This window comes from Pseudarthrobacter sp. AB1, assembly GCF_014926485.1.
Lineage (GTDB): Bacteria > Actinomycetota > Actinomycetes > Actinomycetales > Micrococcaceae > Arthrobacter.
Window position 1 is genome coordinate 51850 of the sequence record NZ_PZKO01000007.1, and the last position, 22990, is coordinate 74839.

Sequence of the window (22990 nt, forward strand, 5' to 3'; positions counted from 1 at the left end):
CACGGCTTCGGGACAGGCGGCGTCCGGGAGGTACACCGGCCGTGCCGGCTACTCGAAGATCAAGAACATGGGTTCAAGATTAGCAGAAGCGGTGGCCGCGGTTTCGCATTGTCCACCCCGGCCAACTAATCTGGCCAGTTATGGAGTCCGCACACTATTTCAGCGCATCGCCCGCCGGGCCGTTCGCCCGCAAACCGCTCACAGTGGAACTGGCCGGCGAGACGCGCACATTGCAGACGTCCGGCGGCATCTTCAGTCCCGACGGTATTGACAAAGGGACGGCGGTGCTCCTGGCCGATGTCCCGGCCCCGGACCCCACAGGCAACCTCCTTGACATCGGCTGCGGCTGGGGGCCCATTGCACTGACGCTCGCATTGCGCGCGCCGCATGCCACGGTGTACGCGGTGGATGTCAATGAACGCTGCATCACGCTGACCACCGAGAATGCGGCCCTGCTGAGCCTGGGCAACGTGCTGGCCAGCACTCCTGACGCCGTGGACCCGGAGCTGCGCTTCGACACGATCTGGTCCAACCCACCCATCCGGATCGGCAAGGATGAACTCCACAGCCTCCTGAAGATGTGGCTGCCCCGGCTGGCGCCGGGCGGCTCCGCGTGGCTGGTGGTCCAAAAGAACCTGGGCTCGGATTCTCTTCAGCGCTGGCTCTCGACGGAACTGGATGCATCGTTCACCGTCAGCCGGGAGTCCACGTCCAAGTCCTTCCGGATCCTTCGGGTCAGGAAAGCGTCCCAGTAGCCACAATGACGGCGGGTCCGCTGAGCTCGACGTGCTCGCGCCCGCCGGCCCCGGCGAAGAATTTGACTCCCACGACGCCGCCCGGCACGTTGACCTGCCAGGAGTCCGGTGCTTCCGCCCCTGCCCAGTGCCGGATGGCCACTGCGGCCGCGCACGCACCTGTGCCGCAGGACTGGGTTTCTCCAACGCCCCGCTCATGGACGCGCATGGTGACCGTGCCGGTCCCGTTGTGGACCAGGGGTTCAGCAGGCACGACGAATTCAACGTTGGTTCCATTGGCGGGCACCGGATCGACCTGCGGAGCCGTGTAAAGCCTGGTGGATTCCAGTTCGGACAGTTCAGCAAGCGCCACCACGGTATGCGGGTTGCCCATGCTGACGGACAGGGCCGGGCGGGGCACTTCCAGGCCGTCCGCGGTGACCAGCGAATCCATGGCTTTGGCGGTCGCGTCGCCGGGGAAAATGAATTCCCACGGCCCCATGTCCACCGCATAGCTGTCGCCTGTCCGGACCACGGTCTTGACGCCGCCGCGTGTCCCGATGGTGAGTACGCCGCCGTCGGGCAGGTCTACCAGTCCCTCGGCACGCAGAAAGTGTACAAAAACACGGACTCCGTTGCCGCACATTTCCGACAGGGACCCGTCGCCGTTGCGGTAGTCCATGAACCACTCCGCCTCGGGGCTGCTGAGCAGGAGTTCGCGGCCTTCGGAGAGGTACCGGGAGGGGACGGCCCGGATCAGGCCGTCGCCGCCGATTCCGTGGTGACGGTCGCAGAGGGCCGCCACCTGGCCCGCGTCGATGGTATGGACGCCGTCGGGGTCAGCGATCAGCACAAAGTCGTTGCCTGTTCCGTGTCCCTTGGAGAAGCGGAGTCCGCCCAGGGTGCGGAAGGCGGGCTCTGTGGTCTCTACGGGGGTTGCGTCCATGGTCCTAGATTACCGGCTGAGAGCCACGGCCTGGGCCGCAAGGTCCGGCGCCCGCCAGTCCAGCCAGCTGATGCGGGGATCGGCACGGAACCACGTGAGCTGGCGCCTGGCGAACTGCCGGGTGGCCACGATGGTGTCCTCGGCTGCCCCGGCAACTGTTGAGCCGCCGTCGAGCACTTTCAGGAACTGGGCATAGCCGAGGGCCCGCGGCGCAGTCTTGCCGCCGCGCAGACCGGCCGCATCCAGGCGGCGCACTTCCGCCAGCAGCCCCTGGTCCACCATGGTGTGGACGCGCTGGGCCAGCCGTTCACGGAGGACGTCTCGGTCCACCGCCAGCCCGATCTGGACAGCAGGCTGGAAATACTCGCGCTGGGGCATAAAGGAGCTGAACGGCCGGCCGGTGAGCCCGTGGACTTCGAGCGCCCTGATTATCCGGCGCGAATCGGAGATACGGGCCGCTGACACCGGGTCCACGTCCCCGAGCCGCGCCAGGAGGACATCCCGGCCGACTTCCTCGAGCTCAGCCTCAAGCTGCCCCCGGAGGACAGGATCTGTGCCGGGGAATTCGAGGATGTCGAGGGCAGCCCGAACGTAGAGACCCGACCCGCCCGCCAGAATGGCGCGCTTGCCGCGTGCGTGGATACCGCTGACGATGCTCCGGGCCTGCTGCTGGAAGTCTGAAACGCTGGCCTCCTCCGTGACGTCCAGGATGTCCAGAAGGTGATGGGGAACGCCCTTGCGTTCTGCCGGCGTGATCTTGGCGGTGCCTATGTCCATCCCGCGATAGAACTGCATGGCATCTGCGTTGATGACCTCGCCATCCAGTTCCAGGGCAAGGTTCACGGACAGATCGGACTTTCCTGACCCCGTGGGACCAACAACGGCAATGACCGGAGGCTGGGCCACCGTCAGCGGCTCCGGACCGGCAGCGTGGGCATACCCAGCGAGACCCCGCTCCGGCCGGCGCCGCCTGCGGCAGCCGGCGCGGGAGCCCCGCACGAGTCGGCCAGGGACCTGTCCCAGGCGTCCCCCGCGCGGGAGCGCCGCAGGCTGTAGTCCTGCACAGAGGGGTCGGCCACGAGGTGGAAGGCTGCAGCTTCGGTGATGGTCACGGTGACCAGGTCCCCGGGACGCGGCGTCTCTGCCCCCTCGGGAACGGAGAAGTGCACCAGCCGCTGGTCCTGGGACCGGCCGGACAGCCTGTGGGTTTCCTCGGACTTGCGCCCTGAATGGGCAGTGACCATCACCTCTACCCGGCGGCCAAGCTGGGTGGCGTTCTCTTCGGCGGCAATCCTGTCCTGCAGTGCGGTCAGGCGTTCAAATCGCTCCTGGACCACGGCCTTGGGAAGCTGGTCCGGCAGGTCCGCGGCCGGGGTACCCGGACGCTTGGAGTACTGGAACGTGAAAGCGGTGGCGAAGCGCGACTGCTCCACAACGTCGAGGGTGGCCTGGAAGTCTTCCTCGGTTTCGCCGGGGAAGCCGACAATGATGTCAGTAGAGATGGCGGCGTGCGGGATCTTCTCGCGGACTTTGTCCAGGATGCCAAGGAATTTGGTGGACCGGTAGGACCGTTTCATGTCCTTCAGGACTTTGTCGGATCCGGACTGCAGCGGCATGTGCAGCTGCGGCATGACATTGGGGGTTGCGGCCATGGCGTCAATGACGTCCTCGGTGAAGGCTGCCGGGTGGGGACTTGTGAAGCGGACCCGCTCCAGGCCTTCAATTTCACCGCACGCGCGCAGGAGTTTGGAGAACGCCTGCCGGTCGCCGAACTCCACGCCGTAGGAGTTCACGTTTTGGCCCAGCAGGGTGACTTCGATGGCACCGTCATCTACCAGGGCCTGGATTTCCGCAAGGATGTCCCCCGGGCGGCGGTCCTTTTCCTTCCCGCGCAGGGCCGGGACGATGCAGAACGTGCAGGTGTTGTTGCAGCCGACCGAGATGGACACCCAGCCGGAATAGACCGAATCACGCTTGGTGGGCAGGGTGGAGGGGAAAACATCCAGGGATTCGAGGATCTCCAGCTGGGCTTCGTTATTGTGCCGGGCCCGGTCCAACAGTGCCGGGAGCGCCCCGACGTTGTGAGTGCCGAAGACAGCGTCCACCCAGGGAGCTTTCTTGAGGATGGTCTCCCGGTCCTTCTGCGCCAGGCAGCCGCCGACGGCGATCTGCATCCCCGGGTTGGCGGCCTTGACGGGCGCCAGCATGCCCAGGTTGCCGTAGAGCTTGTTGTCCGCGTTTTCCCGTACCGCGCAGGTGTTGAACACCACAACGTCGGCTTGCTCGCCACTGGCCGGCACGTAGCCCGCGGCCTCGAGCATGCCTGCCATCCGCTCCGAATCGTGCACGTTCATCTGGCAGCCGAAGGTTCGTACCTGATAGGTACGGGGCTGCTGAAGGGCAGGGTCGGCTGACGGGGCGGTACCGGATGCGGGGGAAGGAATGGTCAAACTCACCTGTTAAGGGTAGCGGGTCGCTCAGGTTGCTGGATCGCCCTGGCTGCCGGATCGGCTGAGGCACCGCTTCGGCGGCCTATGAGTCCAGCGGGCCGTCCGGTGCGCCCGTTTGGGTCTCCGCCTGTGCGTCGAGCACTTCTCCGACGATCCGGAACGCCTGCGACGGCTGATAGCCCTTGCGGGCCAGCATCGACGCCAACCGCCGGGTGATCTTGTCCCGCTCGGCGCGGTCCGACAAATCCGTGCCTGCCCGGAGCTTGCGTTCCACCAGGAGCCGGGCAGCCACTTCCTCATCGGCGTCCGAAAGCTGTTCCAGCGCGACGGCGGCGGTGTCCGCGTCAATCCCCTTGTCCGCCAGCTCGCGCCGGAGGGCCCCTTTGGCGAGCTTCCGGGACTGCGAACGGCTGCGCACCCACATGTCGGCGAACTCAGCGTCGTCAATGAGGCGGACCTCCTGGAAGCGGTCCAGGACGGCTTCCGCCACATCCTCCGGGATGTTCCGCTCGGCCAGTTTCCGCGCCAGCTGCAGCCGGCTCTTGGCCGAAGTGGTCAGCTGCCGGAGCACGATGGCCCGCGCCACGGATGCGGGATCCGGTTCGGCGTCTGCGTTTGCATCGGCTGCGACGGCAGCATCCGGAGCTGGCCCATCCGGCCCGAAGACGGGGCGTTCGCCGCCCCCTCTCCGCTGCCGTCGCCCCGATCCGGCGTCCCGCCCGGCCGCACGCCATCCGGCGCTCTGACCGGCTGTCGGGTCAGGGGCGTCCCTAGAAGCCGTCAACAGCCTTCAGCTTCGGTGTGTCTTTGGCTTCGTCTTCGGCGGGCTTGACTACCCCGACACCAAGCTTCTCCTTGATCAGGCGTTCGAGTTCGGTCGCCAGCTCCGGGTTGTCTCGCAGGAACCTGCGGGAGTTCTCCATGCCCTGGCCCAGCTGGTCGCCGTCGTACGTGAACCACGAACCCGACTTCTTGATAATGCCGTGCTCCACGCCCATGTCGATGATGCCGCCCTCGCGGGAGATGCCCTGGCCATAGATGATGTCGAATTCGGCGATCTTGAAGGGCGGTGCCATCTTGTTCTTGACGATCTTGGCCTTGGTGCGGTTACCGACGGAGTCGGCACCTTCCTTGAGCGTCTGGATCCGGCGGACGTCGATGCGGATGGACGCGTAGAACTTCAGGGCCTTACCGCCGGTGGTGGTCTCCGGGGAGCCGAAGAACACGCCGATCTTTTCACGGAGCTGGTTGATGAAGATGGCGGTGGTTTTGGTCTGGCTCAGGCGGCCGGTAATCTTACGCAGCGCCTGGCTCATGAGGCGGGCCTGCAGACCCACGTGGCTGTCGCCCATGTCGCCCTCGATTTCCGCACGCGGCACCAGGGCAGCAACGGAGTCGATGACGATGACGTCCAGCGAGCCGGAGCCGATCAGCATATCCATGATTTCCAAGGCCTGCTCGCCTGTATCCGGCTGCGAGACCAGGAGAGCGTCCGTATCCACGCCCAGCCGGGCGGCGTATTCGGGGTCCAGGGCGTGCTCGGCGTCGATGAAGGCGGCAATGCCGCCCAGGCGCTGCGCGTTGGCAACGGCGTGCAGGGCCACGGTGGTCTTACCCGAAGATTCCGGACCGTAGATCTCCACTACTCGGCCGCGGGGCAGGCCGCCAATTCCCAAAGCCACGTCCAGCGCGATGGATCCGGTGGGGATGACCTCGATGGGGGCGCGGACTTCATCGCCCAGCCGCATAACCGAGCCCTTGCCGAACTGCTTGTCGATCTGTGCCAGCGCTGCGTCGAGCGCCTTTTGCCGATCCGGGGCTGCCGCCATGGTTCACACCTCTAATGCTTTCTCGCTTTGGAGTGGCCTCAGCGGCCATTTCTTGGTCATCTCTGACGCTAACGGCACCCGCTGACATTCTGGTCGGATGACATCGCCTATGTGGATAACCCACTACGAAAAGCATAGCTTTACCCGAACAGATATTCGAACAGATCGGGCGGCGTGTCAACGCAGAACGGAGCGCACATCAGCGCGGGGAACGCGGACGCACTGGTGGCGGCGTCAGTCGCGCAGTGGTTTGACGTCGCGTCCCAGACGCCGCTCCGGCGGTACATCCTGGACGTCGCAGACGGCCAACCACACCTGTCGGGGGCTCACACCGGCGGCGAGTGCCTGGTCCGCTGTACGCCCACCGGCGCCGGCCAGAACCAGGGTGCTGCTCAAGACCCGGGAGTAGCCGGCCCCGAATTCGTCGTCCATAAGCCGCCAATAGTCACTGATCCGCACCAATAGAGTCTCTCACGGTCCCGGACCCTAGAATTGTTGCCATGAGCAACCCTGCCGACGGCCCTCCTGCGACAGGCCTTCCTGAGACCGGCGTTCCCGCGACGTCCCCTGCGGAGACAGGTGCCGCCGACAAAGACACCGTTGATGAAGCCCTGAACACCGTGGAACACCAAATCAGTCTCTTCTGGCGGCGTGCCCGGTCGGTGTCCCATCAGCTCTCGCGGCAGGTGCACCCGGACATGGAACCGGCGGCCTACGGTCTGCTTTCGGTCATCCGGCGAGAGGGACCCATCCGGTTGACAGACCTGGCCCTGAACATCGGCGTGGGCAAGCCTTCCGTCAGCCGCCAGATCGCCTTCCTGGAAAGCATCGGGTTGGTGTTCAAGGAAGCTGACCCCCTCGACGGAAGGGCGCAGTCGATCCGCCTGACCGAAAAGGGCGAGGAAAAAATGCACCAGGTCCAGGACGCGCGCCGCCAGGACTTCCGTGAACGGCTGGCTGAGTGGCCGGTCGGGGAACTGCAGACCCTCGCCGAATACATGGCAAAGCTTAACTCCATGTTTGAAATTGACGGCTTCGCAAAGGACCCGTCCGCCGGCGACACGGCAAAATAGCCAGCACACAACAAAGCCTCCGGGCCAGTGGCCGGAGGCTTTGTTGAAGTTCCTGTCTGGCTCCTGCGACGGCTTACCGTGCGCCGGAAAGCAGGCCCTTGGACAGTTCGTTGTTGAGTTCAGCGTTGAGATCGCGATCAAGGTCGCGGCCGTAGCGCTGCGAGAATTCCTGGGGAACGGTGTCCGGAACGGCTACGCCCTCGGCGACGGCAACACGGTCGCTCACTTCCCTGAGCATGCTGGACAGCGGCACGTCCAGGGCTGAGCAGATTGACGAGAGGAGCTCTGATGAAGCTTCCTTCTGGCCGCGTTCTACTTCGCTGAGGTAGCCCAAGGAAACTCGGGCACTGTGCGAAACTTCGCGGAGCGTGCGTCCCTGGCGCTGGCGTACATCGCGCAGGACATCACCGATTTCGTGACGAAGTACAACCATCTTGCGCTCCTTCTGTTCGCTCTTGGCCTGATCGGCGAGGCCCACATCCTTCCAGCGGACAACGCCGTTTATGGATACGGGCTGCTTTACCATCTGTATCGCCTTGCTCCCTCATAAGTGCGGTCCGCCGTGGAGCGAACCGTGGTGGTTTATTCATCCTAGGCGCCTCCGCTATCCGGAAGCGACACAATGTAATAACTAATGGACACCGGGATTTGTTCCCGGCAACTTTACGCCCGGTAGCTTCAGGAAGATAGGGCCGCTATCAGGCTTTCCAGCGCGGCACCACAAGCCTGTCCGCGGATCTCGGCCCGGTTACCCGTGAAGCCGTACTCGAGGTAGGAGGCACCGGCCGCTGTGGCGATCCCGATATACACCGTTCCCACCGCCTTGCCGTCATGTTCCTCCGGGCCGGCTACCCCCGTGGTGGCGATGCCGATCTCAGCCCGAAGTGCAGTCCTTGCCCCGGCCGCCATGGCCGCTGCGACGGCGCCGTCAACGGATCCGGCAGCGGCCAGAAGCTCTGCCGGAACGCCGAGGACGTCCACTTTGACAGAGTTCTGGTAAGCCACCACGCCGCCCTGGAGCATGCCTGAAGCTCCGGCTGTGTCGGCGAGCACGGCGCTGACCATTCCTGCCGTGAGCGACTCCGCGGTCGCTACGGTGCGGCCCATTTCCAGTGCTTTTTTGACTGCCTGTTCCGCCAGGTGGTGAAGGTTGGTCACGTCGGCTCCCTAGTTTCCAGCTGTAGTTGTTCCGGCCCGTTTGCCCTGTGACCGGATTCGCAGGGCTTCAATGACGTACTCGACGCCGGTCCATACCGTGATCAGGACAGCCGCCATCATGACGGCGAAAGCCACCCATACAAGCCACGGTGCCAGCGCGCCGAGCGGCAGGAGGTACAGGAAGATCGCGGCCGTCTGAACGACGGTTTTGAGCTTGCCTCCGCGCGAGGCCGGGATGACACCGTAGCGGATGACAAAGAAGCGAAGGGCGGTGATGCCCCACTCTCGGACGAGGATGACGATGGTGACCCACCACGGCAGTTCGTTCAGGATAGAAAGCATCACCAAGGCTGAGCCGATGAGGAGCTTGTCGGCGATGGGGTCTGCAATTTTGCCGAAGTTCGTGACGAGGCCGCGGCTCCTGGCGATGTCGCCGTCGAGCTTGTCAGTGTAGATGGCGACGGCGAACACCACCACTGCGGCCCAGCGCCAAGGCCCCGACTCGCTGTTCAGCCCGGGAGCATCGGCGATGAGGAACCACACGAAGAACGGCACCAGGGCGATGCGCAGCATGGTCAGGATGTTGGGAAGATTCCAGATTCCTGGGCTGCTGGAGCCGGCGGCAGTTGCTTCGGTGCTAGTCACACTCCTAGGCTACCGTCCGGTGAGTGACCACGCGTCTTCGGAACCGGCCTCGTCGTCGCCCGAGGTGCTGTCGGCGCCGTCGAAGTACTCAATCTTCTGGCTGCGCTGGTCCAGGTCCGCCTGCACGAGGTCTTCCGCATAACCGCCCTGGGCGATGTTCGAGTTGGCGTTGTCGCTGAGCGCCGCCGTCTGCGAGTCAGCAACTGCGGGCGCGTCCTGGCCCTTCATGGCTGCTAGCACCGACGCGAGGTCGTCCGGCTTGACCAGGACGTCACGTGCCTTGGACCCCTCGGAGGGGCCAACCACTCCCCTGGACTCGAGGAGGTCCATCAGCCGTCCGGCCTTGGCGAAGCCCACCCGGAGCTTGCGCTGGAGCATCGACGTCGAACCGAACTGTGTGGTGACCACAAGTTCGGTGGCCTGCAGCAGCACTTCGAGGTCGTCCCCGATGTCGTCGTCGATCTGCTTTTTTGGTGCCTCGGGGGCGACATCGTGGCGGTAGTCGACTTTGAGCTGGCCCTTGACGTGTTCCACGACCTTGTGGATTTCAGACTCCGTGACCCAGGCGCCCTGGACACGCATGGCTTTGGAGGCACCCATCGGCAGGAACAGAGCATCACCCTGGCCGATGAGTTTTTCGGCACCGGGCTGGTCTAGAACCACGCGGGAGTCCGTGACGGAGGACGTGGCGAATGCCATTCGGGACGGCACGTTGGCCTTGATGAGGCCGGTGACGACGTCCACGGAGGGCCGCTGGGTGGCCAGGACCAGGTGGATGCCGGCGGCGCGGGCCAGCTGGGTGATGCGGACGATGGAGTCTTCGACGTCGCGCGGGGCCACCATCATCAGGTCGGCGAGCTCGTCAACAATCACCAGCAGGTACGGGTAGGGCCGGATGACGCGCTTGGAGTCCACGGGCGGCTGGACCTTGCCGGCGCGGACGGCCTTGTTGAAGTCATCGATGTGCTTGAACCCGTAGTTGGCGAGGTCGTCGTAGCGGGCGTCCATCTCGCGGACTACCCACTGCAGGGCCTCGGCAGCCTTCTTCGGGTTGGTAATGATGGGAGTGATCAGGTGCGGGACGCCTTCGTAGGCGGTCAGCTCCACACGCTTGGGGTCCACCATGACCATGCGGACCTCATCCGGGGTTGCCCGCATAAGGATCGAGGTGATCATGGAGTTCACGAACGAGGACTTACCGGCGCCTGTGGCACCTGCGACGAGCAGGTGGGGCATCTTGGCGAGGTTCGCCACGACATAACCGCCTTCGACGTCCTTGCCGACCCCCATCACCATCGGGTGGTCGGTCCGGCGCGCGTTCTGGCTCCGGAGGACGTCACCGAGGGAAACGGTCTCGCGGTCCGTGTTGGGAATCTCGATACCGATGGCGGACTTGCCCGGGATGGGGCTGAGGATCCGGACGTCACTGGAAGCCACTGCGTAGGAGATGTTCTTGGACAGGGCGGTGACCCGCTCCACCTTGGTGCCCGGGGACAGCTCGATCTCATACCGGGTGACGGTGGGCCCGCGGCTGAAGCCGGTGACCTGCGCTTCCACGTTGAACTGGTTGAGGGTCTCGGTCAGCGAAGCCACAATGGCGTCGTTGGCTTCGGTGCGCTCCTTGGGAATGGAGCCCGGGGTCAGAACGTCCGACGGCGGCAGGGTGTAGGTGACGTCGCCCGCCAGTGAGAGCTGCTCGGTCCGCTGCGGAATGGGAGCCGGAAGGGGCATGGGTGTGACGGGCTTGGCCGGTACCTGCGCGACGGCGGCGGCTGCAGCATTGAGTGAACCGGCGGCGACCATCCCGGGGGTGACCAGCGGGATGGCCTCGGTGGCGTTGTCCTCTCCCGGGGCGCTCCCTGCGGTGCCGATGCCCTGGGCGGCTTTGATTTTCTCGACGGCGATCTCCGCCTTCGTGGGGCGGCGCACACCGGGAGCGGGGCGCGATCCACTGTCTGGCTTGGCGTCTGCCTCGTCGTCGTCGATAACGGCGTGCTCGAAGGCTTCATCGCCCACGTAGCCTTCCAGCCCGGCGTCGGACTCGTGGTCCTTGCCGAAGAAGCGTCGCTTCTTCTTCCGCGGCGCCTGGGTTGCCGGGGTTTCCTCGAGGTAGCTGCGGTCGTGGCTGTCCCCGTCGTCGCCGGGTTCCTGCAGGTCGATGCCCATGAGGTGCTCATAGGCCCCCCGGAGCCGGCGTGGAATGGCGCTGAAGGGGGTGGCGGTAATGATGAGCAATGAGACGAAGGCCAGCAGCCCGTAGACCGCAATGGGCACCGCGGCATGGATGGCTGCGAGAGGTGAGGCGGCCAGGAAGCCGAGCATGCCGCCTGCTTGGCGGAGTCCGTCGAAGCCTTCGGCTACGGTGGGCTGGCCACCCACGACGTGGGCAAGGCCGCAGCCCGCAAAGGTCATGATGAGAAAACCGATGCCCACCCGGTTGTTTCCCCGGCCGTCGTCGGGCTGCCGGAAGAGCCGGAAGGCGCACACAAAAAGCATCAGCGGCAAAAGCAGCGACATCCAGCCGAAAGTGCCATTGACCACGCTGTAGACGGCGTCGGGGAACCAGCCGGTCATTCCCCACCAGGCGAAGGTGGCGATGAAGACGCCCAGGGCCAGGTTGAACAGGGCAGCGCCGTCGCGGCGTTCGTCCGCCGGCAGGTCGCTGACATCGGAGCCGATCCTGCGGACTCCGCCGCCAACCAGATGGCCGACGCCCAGCCAGGCGCCGGCCACAACGCGCAGCAGCCAGGGCTGCCGCTGGTCGACGGCGGGAAGCTGACGGGTGCGTGCGGTGCCCGCCGATGAACCGGCCCGGCCGCCGGTGCGGCTGGACCCTGTGGTGCCTGCACCGCGGCCCGCCGAGCTGCCGGATTTGGCGCTGGATTTGCCGCCAGCGGTGCCTCGGGGCGCGGGAGTAGTACGAGTGGCCATACGTGCCACGGTACCGGAACTGGCGTGGTTTTCCGCGGATTTCCGGCTGTTCCCGGCCTCATGTTGCAGATGGGAAAGGCCCGGTTCCATAAGAACCGGGCCTTTGCCATTCCGCTTGCCTTCGGGGCTGTTACGCCTCGAGGACCACCGGGATGATCATGGGCTTGCGGCGCAGCTTGCGGTTGACCCAGGTGCCGACAACGCGGCGGATAACCTGCTGGAGCTGGTGCGTGGTGTGGTCCGTGCGGTTGAGCACGGCTTCTTCCAGGGCGGCGTTGATCTTGGGGATAATCTCGTCGAAGACCGAATCGTCCTCGGCCACGCCGCGGGCATGGATCTCGGGTCCGGAGACCACCTTGCCGGTAGTGCGGTTGATGACGGTAATGATGGAGATGAAGCCTTCATCGCCGAGCGTCTGGCGGTCCTTGAGGTCCGCTTCGGTGACTTCGCCGACGCTGGAGCCGTCCACGTAGACAAAGCCCACTTCAACCTGGCCTACTACGTCTGCGCGGTGGTCCTTGAGGTCGATCACGGTGCCGTTGTCGGCAAGGATAACGCTGGCGGTGGGGACGCCGGACTCGATGGCGATCTTGCCGTTGGCGATCAGGTGGCGGGTCTCACCGTGCACGGGCATGGCGTTGAGCGGCTCAAGGATGTTGTAGCAGTAGAGCAGCTCGCCGGCGGCCGCGTGTCCGGAGACGTGCACCTTGGCGTTGCCCTTGTGGATGACGTCCGCGCCGAGCTTGAGCAGGCCGTTGATGATGCGGAACACGGCGTTCTCGTTGCCTGGGATGAGGCTGGAGGCCAGGATCACGGTGTCGCCGTCGCCCACCACTACGCGGTGGTCGCCGTTGGCCATGCGGGAAAGCGCGGCCATCGGTTCGCCCTGGGAACCCGTGGACATCAGGACCACGCGGTTGTCCGGCAGGTTGTCGATGTTCTTGATGTCCACGAGGAGGCCCTCGGGAACGTCGAGGTAGCCGAGCTTGGCGGCGATGGCCATGTTGCGGACCATGGAGCGGCCTACGAAGGCCACCTTGCGGTTGTGCTTGGCGGCGGCGTCGAGTACCTGCTGGACGCGGTGGACGTGCGAGGAGAAGGACGCCACGATGATGCGCTTGGTGGCCTGGCCGAAGAGCCGTTCCAGCGTGGGGCCGATTTCCTTTTCGGCGGTGGTGAAGCCCGGGACGTCGGCGTTGGTGGAGTCGGACATAAAGAGGTCAACGCCCTCTTCACCGAGCTTGGCGAAGTGCCGGAGGTCGGTGATCCTGCCGTCCAGGGGCAGTTGGTCCATCTTGAAGTCGCCCGTGTGCAGGACAGTGCCGGCGGCCGTGCGGATGAACACGGCCAGTGCGTCGGGGATGGAGTGGTTGACCGCGACAAACTCGCACTCGAAGGGGCCAAACTTTTCGACCTGGCCCTCTTCAACGGTCATCGTGTACGGACGGATCCGGTGTTCCTGCAGCTTGGCCTCGATGAGGGCCAGCGTCAGCTGTGAGCCAACCAGGGGGATGTCAGCGCGCAGCCGCAGGAGGTACGGAACGGCGCCGATGTGGTCCTCGTGGCCGTGGGTCAGGACAACGGCCACGATGTCGTCGAGACGGTTCTCGATGTAGGAAAAATCGGGCAGGATCAGGTCAACGCCGGGCTGGGTCTCCTCCGGGAAGAGGACACCACAGTCCACGATGAGCAGTTTGCCGTCGATTTCGAACACGGCCATGTTCCGGCCGATCTCCCCCAGTCCGCCCAGCGGAACGATCCGAAGGGTGCCTTGCGGCAGACGTGGAGGCGTGACAAGGCCGGGAAGGGCGGTTTGGGTCATAGTGCGCTACTTTCCAGGCGGATGGGTGCTGGTCTTAGCCCTCAGGGAAAGACCAGCCCCGCTTCCGCCAAATCCTCGCGGATGGATACGATCTCGGCTTCGTCCGGCTCCACGAGGGGCAAACGGACAATCGAGTTGGGCAGGACTCCCTGCCATTTAAGAATTTGTTTGGCTGCAACGGCTCCCTGGATACGGGTCATCGTTGCCCTTACAACGGGCAGCAGCTCGAAGTTGATCTTACGCGCGGTTTCGAAGTCGTTCGCATTGATGGCGTCGATCAGTTCGCGGAAGCGGCGCGTAGCGATGTGGGTTGTAACACCCACTAGTCCGACGGCGCCCAGGGACATCCACGGAAGGGTCAGTCCGTCGTCGCCCGAGTAGAAGTACAGGTCCGTCTCTGCCATCACGCGACTGGCTGCAACGAAATCGGCTTTGGCATCCTTGACTGCGACGATGTTCGGGTGCTGCGCCAGGCGGATCATGGTTTCGGGCTCGATCGCGATGGAGGAACGGCCCGGAATGTCATAGAGCATAACGGGCACATCGGCTGCGGAGGCGACAGCCTCGAAGTGCGCCCGGACCCCGGCCTGGCTGGGCTTGTTGTAGTACGGCGTGACGAGCAGGAGCCCATCGACGCCGAGCGCTGCCGCCTGCTGGGAGAGGTGCACCGAATGCGCGGTGTCGTTCGTCCCGGTGCCGGCGATGATGGCGGCGCGGTCTCCCACGGCCTCCTTGACAGCGCGGAACATGCCAAGGTTTTCTTCATCCGAGAGGGTAGACGTTTCGCCGGTGGTACCGGTGACGACCAGGCCGTCGCAGCCATCGTCCACAAGTCTGGTGGCCAGTTCGGCTGCCTGCTTGTAGTCCACGGCGCCATCCTTGGTGAAGGGCGTGACCATGGCGGTCAGGAGCGTACCAAGGGCAGGAGCGGTGGCGGATTTGTGAGGCATGGAAAAAACGTTACCCTGTCGGCAGCTGGTTAGGACAATGGGAGCGGCGTGATACACATCAAATAGGGGGCTGCCATGCCCCAGGAATTGAGGTCCGCACCCACTGGAAGTCCGACACCCGCAGCGTCAGCGGAATTTCCGCAAGGCACTCCGTTGCAGGACGGTGGTGACCACTTCCGTGCCGGTTCCGGCGGCCTTTTTCAGTTCGAAGCCGTCCGGTCCCCAGAACCCGCTGAGGCCGCAGGAAGGGCCCAGTGCAGTTGATCCGCCAAGGTTCGCCAGGATGGCGAACATCCGGTTGTCCATGGCCCTGGCTCCCAGGTGCAGGCCAAGCCGTCGATCTTCGGCCAGCGTGTACAGGGCCGATACGGCATAGATATCCGCGCCGGCCTGGGATGCCCCGGTGGCGTGGGCAGGAACCGCGGCGTCAAAGCAGATGGCCAGCGCGATCTTCCAGCCGTCCAGCTCGATCACGAGTGCACCGTCGCCAGCGGCGAAGACCTCCCGCTCCTGGCCGTGGAGGTGGGTTTTGAAGCCGAGTCCGAGAGTGCCGTCGGGGTGGATCACGAGGCCGGCGAGCCGCGGCGTGCCATCAGGTTCCCGATAGGCAGCACCCGCCACGGCGGTGATCCCGGTCCGGCGGCAGATTTCGTAAAGGTCGCCCAGCCGCGGGTCCTTGTGCTGGAGCCAATAGCCATCATCGGCCAACTGCGCCAGGTTGTATCCCGTCAACGACAGCTCCGGGAACACCACCAGCCGAGCGCCGTGGGACTCTGCATCCTCGATCAGCCGGACGTGTTCTTGCACATTCGGGACAATCCCGCCTTCCAGCGCCTGGTACTGCACGGCAGAGACGGTCAGGGCATCAGTCACCTCATTATCCTAGGGATGCTCGTCAGCCCTCGCCACACCATCCTGCGTATTCCCCGGCTGGCAGTACCGGTCCACCGCAGCCTCCCGCAGCCCCTCGGCCCAGGCTGCAAGCCGTTGGGCCGCCCGGACGTAGTGGAACAGTTCCGTGGGCGTCAAGGCGTCGAGGTCGCTCTCGGCCAACCTGCGGGCCAGCTCGGCCCCCGCCGGCTGGGCGGTGAGTGTCACCCCTTCGTCCTGCCACTGGATGTCCACGGGAGACCGACCCGCCACGAGCTGCCGGAAAAGAAAGTCCACCACTCCTGGGCTCATGGCTTTCATCAAACCTGCAGGATGTGCCGGGGCGGCGTCCTGGGCATCCCGGGCGGGGCGCACCGATCCGCCGGCGAGTGGGAATTCCGGAAACGGCCGCGGCTGGGATGGGGTTTGCATGGTGCCCATATTATTCGAACATATATTCGAACACAAGGTCTTCACGGCCGCGTGTCCGCCGGGCCCTTGACTGCCGCCACAAAGGTTGGTGTGAGAACATCGCCTGATGACGTCCCGTGCCCCGGCAAGACCCTCGCGGGTGCCTCGAACCTCACAGGCCGCGGGCCGCCTCCGCGGTATCGACGCCGCCAGGGGGCTGGCGCTCCTTGGCATGATGGCCACGCACCTGCTCCCCACCTTCGAGGCAAACGCCGATCTCACGCCCACCTGGATCGGCCTTACCTTCTCCGGCAGGGCGTCCGCCCTGTTTGCCGTACTGGCGGGCGTGGGACTGGCACTGTCTACCGGAAAGCAGCTACCGCCGGAAGGTACTGCCTTGAACGCAGCCCGCCGCGGCATCGCACTGCGCGCACTGGTGATTGCCGCCGTCGGGCTCTCATTGGGCGGGCTGGAAGTAAACCTTGCGAACATCCTGGTACACTACGCCCTCTTGTTCCTGTGCATCCTGCCGTTCCTGGGCCTGAAGCTGAGGGCGCTGTGCGGCTGGGCAGTCGGCTGGATCGTGGTTTCCCCCCTGCTCGCCTATCTGCTCCGCCCCTGGCTTATGGCGGCCAATCCGCCCCTGAACCTGGGCCATAATCCATCCTGGGAGGACCTCTCCACACCGCTCCCCCTGCTGGGAGACCTGTTCCTGACCGGCTACTACCCGGTGTTCCAGTGGCTGTCATACCTGCTGGTGGGCCTGGTCATCGGCCGGCTGGCCCTCACCAAAGCGATAGTCCCTGTCCTGCTGCTCTGCGTCGGCGCGGCGGTGGCCGCACTGGCCAAGGCTTTGGGTACCGCCGCGATGGAGAACTGGGGCGGCCGGGCCGCGCTGGAGGCGGTTCTGAACGCGCCCGGCTACCCGCTGGACAGCGTCCTCCAGGTCAACCTCACCGGAATCCGGCAGGAAGGATCCTGGTGGTGGCTGGCGGCCGCGGCGCCGCATTCGGCCACCACGCTGGACCTTCTGCACACCTGCGGCGTGGCAGCCGCCGTCGTGGGCGTGTTCCTCCTGCTCGGCAGGCTGGCTGACTGGCTGGACCTGGACCTGCTGCTGCCGCTGCGGGGCGCGGGTGCCATGACGCTCACGCTCTACTCAGCGCATGTCTGGGTTGTTTCGGCGTTCTACCTGAAGCCGCTGCCCGCGGGCTGGACCGAGGACGGGATGTACTGGGCGCATGCCGCGACGGCCATCACCGTGGGTATTGTGTTTGTGCTCCTGAAGTGGCGGGGCCCGTTGGAGTTGGTGGGCCATGCGGCCAACCGGCTGGGGCGCGGCGACCGGGCCAGCCTGCGCTAGGCGGGAACCTTGCCGCGGAACAGCTTCACGGCGTCGCGCATGGACGCGCGGGCGCGCTTGCGGTCCCCGGCAGCGTCATAGGCGCAGCTGAGCCGGAACCACGAACGCCAGTCACCGGGCGCCGCTTCCGCCTCGGCCTTGTACTTTTCGAATTCCAGATCCGCCGCGGAGCGGACGATCCGGCCGGCGGGTGTGCGCGGCAGTTCGTCCACCGGGAGCCCGCCTTCGGCTTCCAGGACCTTGGCCATCTGTTCCGTGCGGGCGCCGAACAGCAGTTCACGGATCATGGCCCAGGCGCCGATGGCCGGGAGGACCAGGTAGGCAGCTCCGATGGCCTTGGCGGCGGGGTTGCTGTCCAGCAACAGGAGGATGGAGCGCTGGAAGGACACCACCAGGTAGAAGACCAGCAGGAGGGTTACGGCGCCCACCCAGATCTTCGTGCGGTTCTTCCGGAACGCGGCAAAAAACCCGCCCACGGCCTAGAGTTCCAGGTCCAGGTAGCCGTCCAGGCCCACCGTCAGTCCCGGATGTGCGGCGACATTCCGCACGCCCAGCAGCACTCCAGGCATAAAGGAGGCCCGGTCAAAGGAATCGTGCCGGAAGGTTAACTGCTCCCCCGGCCCGCCGAGCAGCACCTCCTGGTGGGCCACGAGCCCGCGGAGCCGAACGCTGTGAATACGGACTCCCTCAACGTCGCAACCCCGCGCGCCGGCGAGTTCACTGGTGGTCGCGTCAGGACTGGCCGGAACGTCCGCCGCCTTGCGCTCGGCGGCGATGAGCTGGGCGGTGCGGACAGCCGTCCCGGATGGGGCATCAACCTTTTCCGGGTGGTGGAGTTCGATGATTTCCACGGATGCGAAATACTTGGAGGCCTTGGCGGCAAAGGCCGAGGCCAGCACGGAGCCAAGGGCAAAGTTGGGGGCGATCAGCACCCCGGTTTCGGGGCGCTCCGCCAGCTGTGCCTCCAGGGCGGCTAGCCTGGTGGCGTCCCAACCGGTGGTCCCCACGACGGCATGCATGCCATGCTCGACGGCGTAGCGCACGTTTGCTTCGGTGCTTTCGGGGACGGTGAGGTCCACCACTATGTGGGCACCCGACGTCGCCAGCTGGTCCAGCGAGTCGCCGCGTCCCAGGGCGGCTACGAGCAGCAGGTCAGGAGCCGCTTCAACGGCCTTAACGGCTTCGGCGCCCATGCGCCCGTTGGCGCCCAGGACAGCCACGCGGGTGGGCGCGGAGAGTTGTTCGATCATGCCGTTAACCCTACCGTCGGGCCGGGTGCGGGATTGAACCGAAAGGTGTGCGTTACCTCGCGGCCGCCGGAAGGCGTAGGGAAGCCGGTGCGCCCTAGCTGCCTGCGCCGACCCACTCCACCGTGCCGTCGGCGAAGAACTGTTCCTTCCAGATGGGCACCTGCTCCTTGATGCGGTCCACCAGTTCGGAACACACGGCAAAGGCCTGTCCTCGGTGCGCAGCGGAGACCGCACAGACCAGCGCCGGATCACCGATGTTGAGCATTCCGATGCGGTGGGCAGCCCAGATCCGCACGGGCTGCGTGGCGGATCCGTCCCCGGCATGTTCGGCGGCAAGGCGGGCGACGACGTCGGCCATCACCTGATGAGCCGTGGGGTGCGCGCTGTAACTGAGCCGCTCCACTGCCTTGCCGCCGTCGTGATTCCTCACCACGCCGCTGAAGCTGACCACCGCCCCTGCTGTGTCAGACTCCACGGCAGCGATGGCCTGGTCCACGGAGATCGGTTCTGCGCTCAGCACCGCGTGGACCACTTCGAAAACCGATTCAGTGCCCATGTCCGCCCTCCAGCTGGTCGCACAGGTGCCCAATGAGCGGATCGAGCACCGACAGTCCGTCCATAACGCCCTTGGGCGACCCGGGCAGGTTGACAAGAAAGGTCTGCCCCGCAGCTCCGGCGTGCCCGCGGCTGAGCGCGGCGAGCGGCGTCTTGACTGCGCCTTCGCGCCGGATCGCCTCCATGATGCCCGGAATTTCCCGGTCCAGAAGGGGCAGGGTCACGTCGGGTGTGCGATCGTCCGGGCTCAGCCCGGTACCGCCGCTGGTGATCACGACGGCGGGATGCTGGGTGAGGAGGGCCCTGATGGCGGCACCAACAGGCTCACCGTCCGGCACCACCATGGCAGGGTAGGCCTCAAAGCCGTGCTCGGTGAGCCAGTCGATGATGACCGGGCCGGTTTCATCCTCATAGATGCCTGCGGCCGCACGGGTGGACGCAATGACAACCCCGGCCTTGCGCCCCTGCACTTCGCCGTGCGTGTGCGGCTCCGGCAGGTGAGGTTGAGGTGCAAGCGGCCCGCTGTTTGGCTCGGGCAGGATAGTGCTCTCGGTGCTCATAGTGTCCAGTCCCCGCTCTTGCCGCCGCTTTTCGCCAGCACTCTGATGTCGGTCAGCACGGCGTGCTTGTCGACGGCCTTAATCATGTCGTACACGCTGAGCGCGGCCACAGAGGCCGCCGTCAGTGCTTCCATCTCTACCCCGGTGACCCCGCGCGTCTTGACCGTGGCCAGGATCGCCACGGAATCGGTTCCGAGCTCGAAGTCCACGGTAACTTTCGAGAGCGGTAAGGGATGGCAGAGCGGGATGAGCTCGGGCGTCTTTTTTGCCGCCATGATGCCGGCAACCCGCGCCACGGCCAGGGCATCACCCTTGGGCAGGCCGCCGGATCCGAGCAGGCCCAGCACTTCGTCAGTGGTGCGGACCGTGGCAGTGGCTGTGGCTTCCCGGGTGGTTTCGGCTTTCGCGGACACGTCCACCATCTGGGCGCTGCCGTCCTGGCGCAGATGGGTCAGCGCGGACGGGTTATGTTCTGGATTCACAGCATCCATACTTCCACCTCGTCGCCCTCGGCGAGCACCGAGACCCCAACCGGTACGTGCACCAGCGCGTTGGAGCCGGCGAGGGCATGCATGAGGTGGGAGCTTTCGCCTCCTTCCAAGCGGACGGTTCCATCCCCCTGGAGGGTTCCGCGCCGGACCTGATGCTTATGTTCCGGCGACGACAGGCCGTGGCCCAGCCGTGCGCGTACCGGGATCCGAGGTGCGGGCGATCCAAAAAGTTCGGCCAGCACGGGCCGCAGGAACATTTCGAAGGAAACGAGGCAGCTGACCGGATTTCCCGGGAATCCCAGGAAGGGTACTCCGTCGAAAGTTCCGATGCCCTGCGGGCCACCGGGCTGCATGGCGACATGCAGGAACTCGGCGCCCTCGCCCTCCATGGCCTGGCGGACAACTTCGTAGGCTCCTTGGCTGACCCCGCCCGTGGTAACGATCATGTCCACCGCTCCGGCATGGCTGCGCAGCAATGAGCGGAATTCGTCAGGATGGTCCGAGGCAATGGCCGTGCGCACCACGGCCAGGCCCGCCTGCCGCATGGCACTCTCAAGGAGCGTTCCGTTGGAGTCATAAATCTTGCCGGCCGGCAAGGGCCGGCCGGGTTCCACCACTTCGTCGCCTGTGGTTGCCAGAAGGACGGTCACCGGCCGGCGAACAGTAACTTCGGCGATCCCCAGGGCCGCCAGCAGCCCCAGCTGCGCCGGGCCGAGGAAGGTGCCCGCCGCCAACGCCCGCTCCCCCAACGCAATATCACTCCCGGCCGACCGCACGAAGGTGCCCGCCGCCGTCGCCGGCAACCACACGGTGCTTGCTTCCCCTCCGGCAGGAAACCGGTCCGGGATGGCACGTTCCACGGGCACGACGGCGTCAGCGCCGGCGGGGAGCATGGCTCCCGTCATGATGGCGGCGGCAGTGCCACCGCCCAGGGCCGCCGGCACGGCGCCTGCCGGAATGGGGACAACCACCACAGGCAGTTTCGCGCCGCTTTCGGGAACGTCCGCGCTGTTGACGGCAAAGCCGTCCATCTGGGAGTTGGCGAACGGCGGGAGGCTCAGGGGGGCCGCAACGTCCTGGGCGAGCCCCTTGCCCAACGCGTCCCGAAGTGCCAGCCTTTCCGTCTTTTTCCGGGCGACCAGGGGTGTCAGCAGTTCGGTGACAGCGGCACGGTGCAGGGCGACGGACCGCGCGTGGTGGGTCGTGTGGCCGTGCTGGTGCGGAGAGCTGTGCATGGTCCTGCCTTCGGTCCGGGCGGTCATGGATTCACATCAACTCTAATAGTGTGGAAGCCGGTGGCCCCGTCGGGAGCAACCGGCCGGCGTTCCTCGACCTGCGGCTCGCCGTTGAGGTCCGTCGCGCGGACCTGGACCTCGTACTGCCCAGGAGCAAGCTCGATGCCAGCCTGCCACTGGTACCAGGTGTCCAGCGAAATCCCGGGTGCGAGCCGGGCTGCCTGCCACGGACCGCGGTTGACGCGGAGTTCCACCTTGCCGATCCCGGTGTACTGTGCCCAGCCCACGCCGCCAAACATGACCGTTCCAGCACTCACCCGCCGGCCGGTTCGAGGCACGTCGATCCGTGAGGACGTTTTGATGGGGCCACGGTCGGACCAACCGCGCGGCGTCCAATAGCCGACGTCGTCCGCGAACCTGGTGACACGGAGTTCGGTGAGCCATTTGGTGGCGGAAACGTAGCCGTAGAGGCCAGGCACGATCATGCGGACCGGGAAGCCGTGTTCCAACGGCAACGGATCGCCGTTCATCCCCACCGCGAGCAGGGCGTCGCGATCGTCGGTGAGGACCTCAAGCGGGGTGCCCGCAGTCCAGCCGTCGGAGCTTCGGGACAAGACCATATCGGCACCGGCTTGCGGCCGGGCAATGGCCAGGACTTCCCGCACCGGCCAGCCAAGCCAGCGTGCATTGCCAATCAGGTCCCCGCCCACCACGTTGGACACACAGGCGATGGTCACATGACGTTCGATCAGGGGCTTGGACAGCAGATCAGCCAGGTTCAGCTCAATCTCCTGTTCCACCATTCCAGTGACGCGGAGTACCCAGGATTCGGGGTCGAGGGAAGGGACAATCAGGGCGGTGTCGATCCGGTAGAAGTCCCGGTTCGGGGTGACCAGCGGCTGCATTCCGTCCAGGCTTACCTCGGCGCCGGCAGGGAGCGCGGGCGCTTCAGACGATGGAGCGGGCAACGTCAGTTTTTCGCGGGCAGTACTGATGCCGGCGGCCGCTCCTCGCCAGACCGCGGCGACAATCCCACCAACGGCGGTGGCCCCGGCGCTCGCAGCCAGGACCTGCAGGAACGTGCGCCGCCCGGCGGTTCGTGCAGTCCTCGCGGACATTTCTGTCCCCGCTGCGCCGGCCGGCAGTCCTTCCTGGAGCCGGCGGCTCAGCCATCCGAGCAGAAGTGCTCCAGCCAGGGCTGCGACCAATGGAACCACAGCCGCTGCTGGGGTCAACTGGGCGCGGGTAAGCACCGCAGTAAGCCCGACGAGCCCAAAAACACCAATCACCGCTGCACCGGCAAACCGCCTGCGCTGTTCCAGAATGCCGGCCAACGCCCCGACTGCTGCGATAACCAACAGCATCCCGGCCACGAATACTGCCTTGTCGGCGGTGCCGAACAAGGAGATGGCCCAGTCCTTCACACCCGGCGGAACGGCATCGATCAGGGCCCCGCCAACTGCCGTCAGGGGCGAGAGGGACGGACTGATCAGGCCTGCCAGCAACTCCCCTATGACGAGGGCGGCGCCGGCGGCCACGGCCCCCGAGGCTGCTGCCCAGCGGCGGCTGAACTGAGCGGCACCCGCAGTTCCCGAGCGCCCGGGAGAGGTGGCGCCGTCGTCGGCCGTTTCCTGCAGGGGCTGGGAGCTGTTCACCTCTCCAGCATAGGTTCGCCGGGACCCGGCAGCGCCGGACTTGGCCGTCTTCGGGAGTTCTG

24 protein-coding genes are annotated in these 22990 nt (G+C 65.7%); 3 read left to right on the forward strand and 21 right to left on the reverse strand.

The window, feature by feature from the left end:
• Window positions 1-140: 140 nt before the first annotated feature.
• The gene (locus DAD99_RS01675; RefSeq protein WP_193340082.1) at window positions 141-755 is read left to right on the forward strand and encodes a class I SAM-dependent methyltransferase; all 615 of its coding nucleotides are present in this window, start codon (window positions 141-143) and stop codon (window positions 753-755) included.
• On the opposite strand, the gene dapF is transcribed toward DAD99_RS01675, so the two are convergent.
• The 6 genes from dapF to DAD99_RS01705 form a co-directional block, all read right to left on the reverse strand.
• A complete protein-coding gene (gene dapF / locus DAD99_RS01680; protein ID WP_193340083.1) occupies window positions 736-1680 on the reverse strand; it encodes a diaminopimelate epimerase in 945 nt (314 codons plus the stop codon). The genes DAD99_RS01675 and dapF overlap by 20 nt on opposite strands.
• A gap of 9 nt (window positions 1681-1689) precedes the next feature.
• Window positions 1690-2586: a tRNA (adenosine(37)-N6)-dimethylallyltransferase MiaA gene (gene miaA / locus DAD99_RS01685; RefSeq protein WP_193340084.1), complete on the reverse strand. Its 897-nt coding sequence runs from the start codon at window positions 2584-2586 to the stop codon at window positions 1690-1692.
• 2 nt (window positions 2587-2588) lie between these two features.
• Window positions 2589-4136, reverse strand: coding sequence for a tRNA (N6-isopentenyl adenosine(37)-C2)-methylthiotransferase MiaB (gene miaB / locus DAD99_RS01690; RefSeq protein WP_193340085.1), 1548 nt, complete (start codon window positions 4134-4136; stop codon window positions 2589-2591).
• 76 nt (window positions 4137-4212) lie between these two features.
• Complete coding sequence (locus DAD99_RS01695) at window positions 4213-4716, reverse strand: regulatory protein RecX (RefSeq protein WP_193340086.1); 504 nt, start codon at window positions 4714-4716, stop codon at window positions 4213-4215.
• 184 nt (window positions 4717-4900) lie between these two features.
• Window positions 4901-5959, reverse strand: a complete 1059-nt coding sequence (gene recA / locus DAD99_RS01700) for a recombinase RecA (RefSeq protein ID WP_185263133.1) — start codon at window positions 5957-5959, stop codon at window positions 4901-4903.
• Window positions 5960-6193: 234 nt separating this feature from the next.
• Window positions 6194-6418: a DUF3046 domain-containing protein gene (locus DAD99_RS01705; protein ID WP_185263132.1), complete on the reverse strand. Its 225-nt coding sequence runs from the start codon at window positions 6416-6418 to the stop codon at window positions 6194-6196.
• A gap of 41 nt (window positions 6419-6459) precedes the next feature.
• On the opposite strand from DAD99_RS01705, the gene DAD99_RS01710 reads away from it, so the two are divergent.
• Entirely contained in the window at window positions 6460-7032 is a 573-nt protein-coding gene (locus tag DAD99_RS01710) for a MarR family winged helix-turn-helix transcriptional regulator (RefSeq protein WP_185263131.1), read from the forward strand.
• Window positions 7033-7105: 73 nt separating this feature from the next.
• Here DAD99_RS01710 and DAD99_RS01715 read toward each other — a convergent pair whose 3' ends face one another.
• The 8 genes from DAD99_RS01715 to DAD99_RS01750 all read right to left on the reverse strand — a co-directional run bounded on the left by DAD99_RS01715 (window position 7106) and on the right by DAD99_RS01750 (window position 15840).
• A complete protein-coding gene (locus DAD99_RS01715) occupies window positions 7106-7558 on the reverse strand; it encodes a helix-turn-helix domain-containing protein (protein ID WP_056342905.1) in 453 nt (150 codons plus the stop codon).
• A gap of 152 nt (window positions 7559-7710) precedes the next feature.
• Window positions 7711-8190 carry a CinA family protein gene (locus tag DAD99_RS01720; RefSeq protein WP_193340087.1) on the reverse strand — a complete coding sequence of 160 codons (480 nt, stop codon included), beginning with the start codon at window positions 8188-8190 and terminating at the stop codon, window positions 7711-7713.
• Window positions 8191-8199: 9 nt separating this feature from the next.
• Window positions 8200-8835 carry a CDP-diacylglycerol--glycerol-3-phosphate 3-phosphatidyltransferase gene (pgsA, locus tag DAD99_RS01725; RefSeq protein WP_193340088.1) on the reverse strand — a complete coding sequence of 212 codons (636 nt, stop codon included), beginning with the start codon at window positions 8833-8835 and terminating at the stop codon, window positions 8200-8202.
• Window positions 8836-8844: 9 nt separating this feature from the next.
• On the reverse strand, window positions 8845-11766 hold the full coding sequence (locus DAD99_RS01730) for a DNA translocase FtsK (protein ID WP_193340089.1): 2922 nt from the start codon (window positions 11764-11766) through the stop codon (window positions 8845-8847).
• 130 nt (window positions 11767-11896) lie between these two features.
• The gene (locus tag DAD99_RS01735; protein WP_193340090.1) at window positions 11897-13588 is read right to left on the reverse strand and encodes a ribonuclease J; all 1692 of its coding nucleotides are present in this window, start codon (window positions 13586-13588) and stop codon (window positions 11897-11899) included.
• A gap of 41 nt (window positions 13589-13629) precedes the next feature.
• Window positions 13630-14538 (reverse strand): 4-hydroxy-tetrahydrodipicolinate synthase, encoded by a 909-nt coding sequence (dapA, locus tag DAD99_RS01740; protein ID WP_193340091.1) that lies wholly within the window; start codon window positions 14536-14538, stop codon window positions 13630-13632.
• Window positions 14539-14664: 126 nt separating this feature from the next.
• Entirely contained in the window at window positions 14665-15411 is a 747-nt protein-coding gene (locus DAD99_RS01745) for a carbon-nitrogen hydrolase family protein (protein ID WP_193340092.1), read from the reverse strand.
• A 9-nt stretch (window positions 15412-15420) separates the two neighbouring features.
• Window positions 15421-15840 (reverse strand): hypothetical protein, encoded by a 420-nt coding sequence (locus DAD99_RS01750; RefSeq protein ID WP_227007508.1) that lies wholly within the window; start codon window positions 15838-15840, stop codon window positions 15421-15423.
• 106 nt (window positions 15841-15946) lie between these two features.
• On the opposite strand from DAD99_RS01750, the gene DAD99_RS01755 reads away from it, so the two are divergent.
• Complete coding sequence (locus DAD99_RS01755; protein ID WP_193340093.1) at window positions 15947-17182, forward strand: heparan-alpha-glucosaminide N-acetyltransferase domain-containing protein; 1236 nt, start codon at window positions 15947-15949, stop codon at window positions 17180-17182.
• On the opposite strand, the gene DAD99_RS01760 is transcribed toward DAD99_RS01755, so the two are convergent.
• From DAD99_RS01760 to DAD99_RS01790, 7 genes are all read right to left on the reverse strand, one after another.
• Window positions 17179-17658: a hypothetical protein gene (locus DAD99_RS01760; protein WP_193340094.1), complete on the reverse strand. Its 480-nt coding sequence runs from the start codon at window positions 17656-17658 to the stop codon at window positions 17179-17181. The two genes, DAD99_RS01755 and DAD99_RS01760, sit on opposite strands and share 4 nt — an antisense overlap.
• 3 nt (window positions 17659-17661) lie before the next feature.
• Window positions 17662-18432, reverse strand: a complete 771-nt coding sequence (gene dapB, locus DAD99_RS01765) for a 4-hydroxy-tetrahydrodipicolinate reductase (protein WP_193340095.1) — start codon at window positions 18430-18432, stop codon at window positions 17662-17664.
• Window positions 18433-18526: 94 nt separating this feature from the next.
• Entirely contained in the window at window positions 18527-18988 is a 462-nt protein-coding gene (locus DAD99_RS01770) for a molybdenum cofactor biosynthesis protein MoaE (protein ID WP_185263121.1), read from the reverse strand.
• The gene (locus DAD99_RS01775; RefSeq protein ID WP_227007509.1) at window positions 18978-19547 is read right to left on the reverse strand and encodes a molybdenum cofactor biosynthesis protein B; all 570 of its coding nucleotides are present in this window, start codon (window positions 19545-19547) and stop codon (window positions 18978-18980) included. Before DAD99_RS01775 ends, DAD99_RS01770 begins: the two co-directional genes overlap by 11 nt.
• The gene (moaC, locus tag DAD99_RS01780; protein ID WP_193340096.1) at window positions 19544-20038 is read right to left on the reverse strand and encodes a cyclic pyranopterin monophosphate synthase MoaC; all 495 of its coding nucleotides are present in this window, start codon (window positions 20036-20038) and stop codon (window positions 19544-19546) included. Before moaC ends, DAD99_RS01775 begins: the two co-directional genes overlap by 4 nt.
• Window positions 20026-21300 carry a gephyrin-like molybdotransferase Glp gene (gene glp / locus DAD99_RS01785; RefSeq protein ID WP_375372169.1) on the reverse strand — a complete coding sequence of 425 codons (1275 nt, stop codon included), beginning with the start codon at window positions 21298-21300 and terminating at the stop codon, window positions 20026-20028. Before glp ends, moaC begins: the two co-directional genes overlap by 13 nt.
• Window positions 21297-22811, reverse strand: coding sequence for a molybdopterin-dependent oxidoreductase (locus DAD99_RS01790; RefSeq protein WP_309233179.1), 1515 nt, complete (start codon window positions 22809-22811; stop codon window positions 21297-21299). Before DAD99_RS01790 ends, glp begins: the two co-directional genes overlap by 4 nt.
• Window positions 22812-22990: the final 179 nt, after the last annotated feature.

Coding starts and splice junctions, on each gene's coding strand:
- DAD99_RS01735 (WP_193340090.1), bottom strand. CDS start 13,588: ATGACCCAAACCGCCCTTCCCGGCCTTGTCACGCCTCCACGTCTGCCG.
- moaC (WP_193340096.1), bottom strand. CDS start 20,038: ATGGATGCTGTGAATCCAGAACATAACCCGTCCGCGCTGACCCATCTG.
- DAD99_RS01675 (WP_193340082.1), top strand. CDS start 141: ATGGAGTCCGCACACTATTTCAGCGCATCGCCCGCCGGGCCGTTCGCC.
- DAD99_RS01730 (WP_193340089.1), bottom strand. CDS start 11,766: ATGGCCACTCGTACTACTCCCGCGCCCCGAGGCACCGCTGGCGGCAAA.
- DAD99_RS01710 (WP_185263131.1), top strand. CDS start 6,460: ATGAGCAACCCTGCCGACGGCCCTCCTGCGACAGGCCTTCCTGAGACC.
- dapB (WP_193340095.1), bottom strand. CDS start 18,432: ATGATCGAACAACTCTCCGCGCCCACCCGCGTGGCTGTCCTGGGCGCC.
- DAD99_RS01750 (WP_227007508.1), bottom strand. CDS start 15,840: ATGCAAACCCCATCCCAGCCGCGGCCGTTTCCGGAATTCCCACTCGCC.
- recA (WP_185263133.1), bottom strand. CDS start 5,959: ATGGCGGCAGCCCCGGATCGGCAAAAGGCGCTCGACGCAGCGCTGGCA.
- dapF (WP_193340083.1), bottom strand. CDS start 1,680: ATGGACGCAACCCCCGTAGAGACCACAGAGCCCGCCTTCCGCACCCTG.
- DAD99_RS01755 (WP_193340093.1), top strand. CDS start 15,947: ATGACGTCCCGTGCCCCGGCAAGACCCTCGCGGGTGCCTCGAACCTCA.
- DAD99_RS01770 (WP_185263121.1), bottom strand. CDS start 18,988: ATGGGCACTGAATCGGTTTTCGAAGTGGTCCACGCGGTGCTGAGCGCA.
- dapA (WP_193340091.1), bottom strand. CDS start 14,538: ATGCCTCACAAATCCGCCACCGCTCCTGCCCTTGGTACGCTCCTGACC.
- DAD99_RS01715 (WP_056342905.1), bottom strand. CDS start 7,558: ATGGTAAAGCAGCCCGTATCCATAAACGGCGTTGTCCGCTGGAAGGAT.
- glp (WP_375372169.1), bottom strand. CDS start 21,300: ATGACCGCCCGGACCGAAGGCAGGACCATGCACAGCTCTCCGCACCAG.
- DAD99_RS01775 (WP_227007509.1), bottom strand. CDS start 19,547: ATGAGCACCGAGAGCACTATCCTGCCCGAGCCAAACAGCGGGCCGCTT.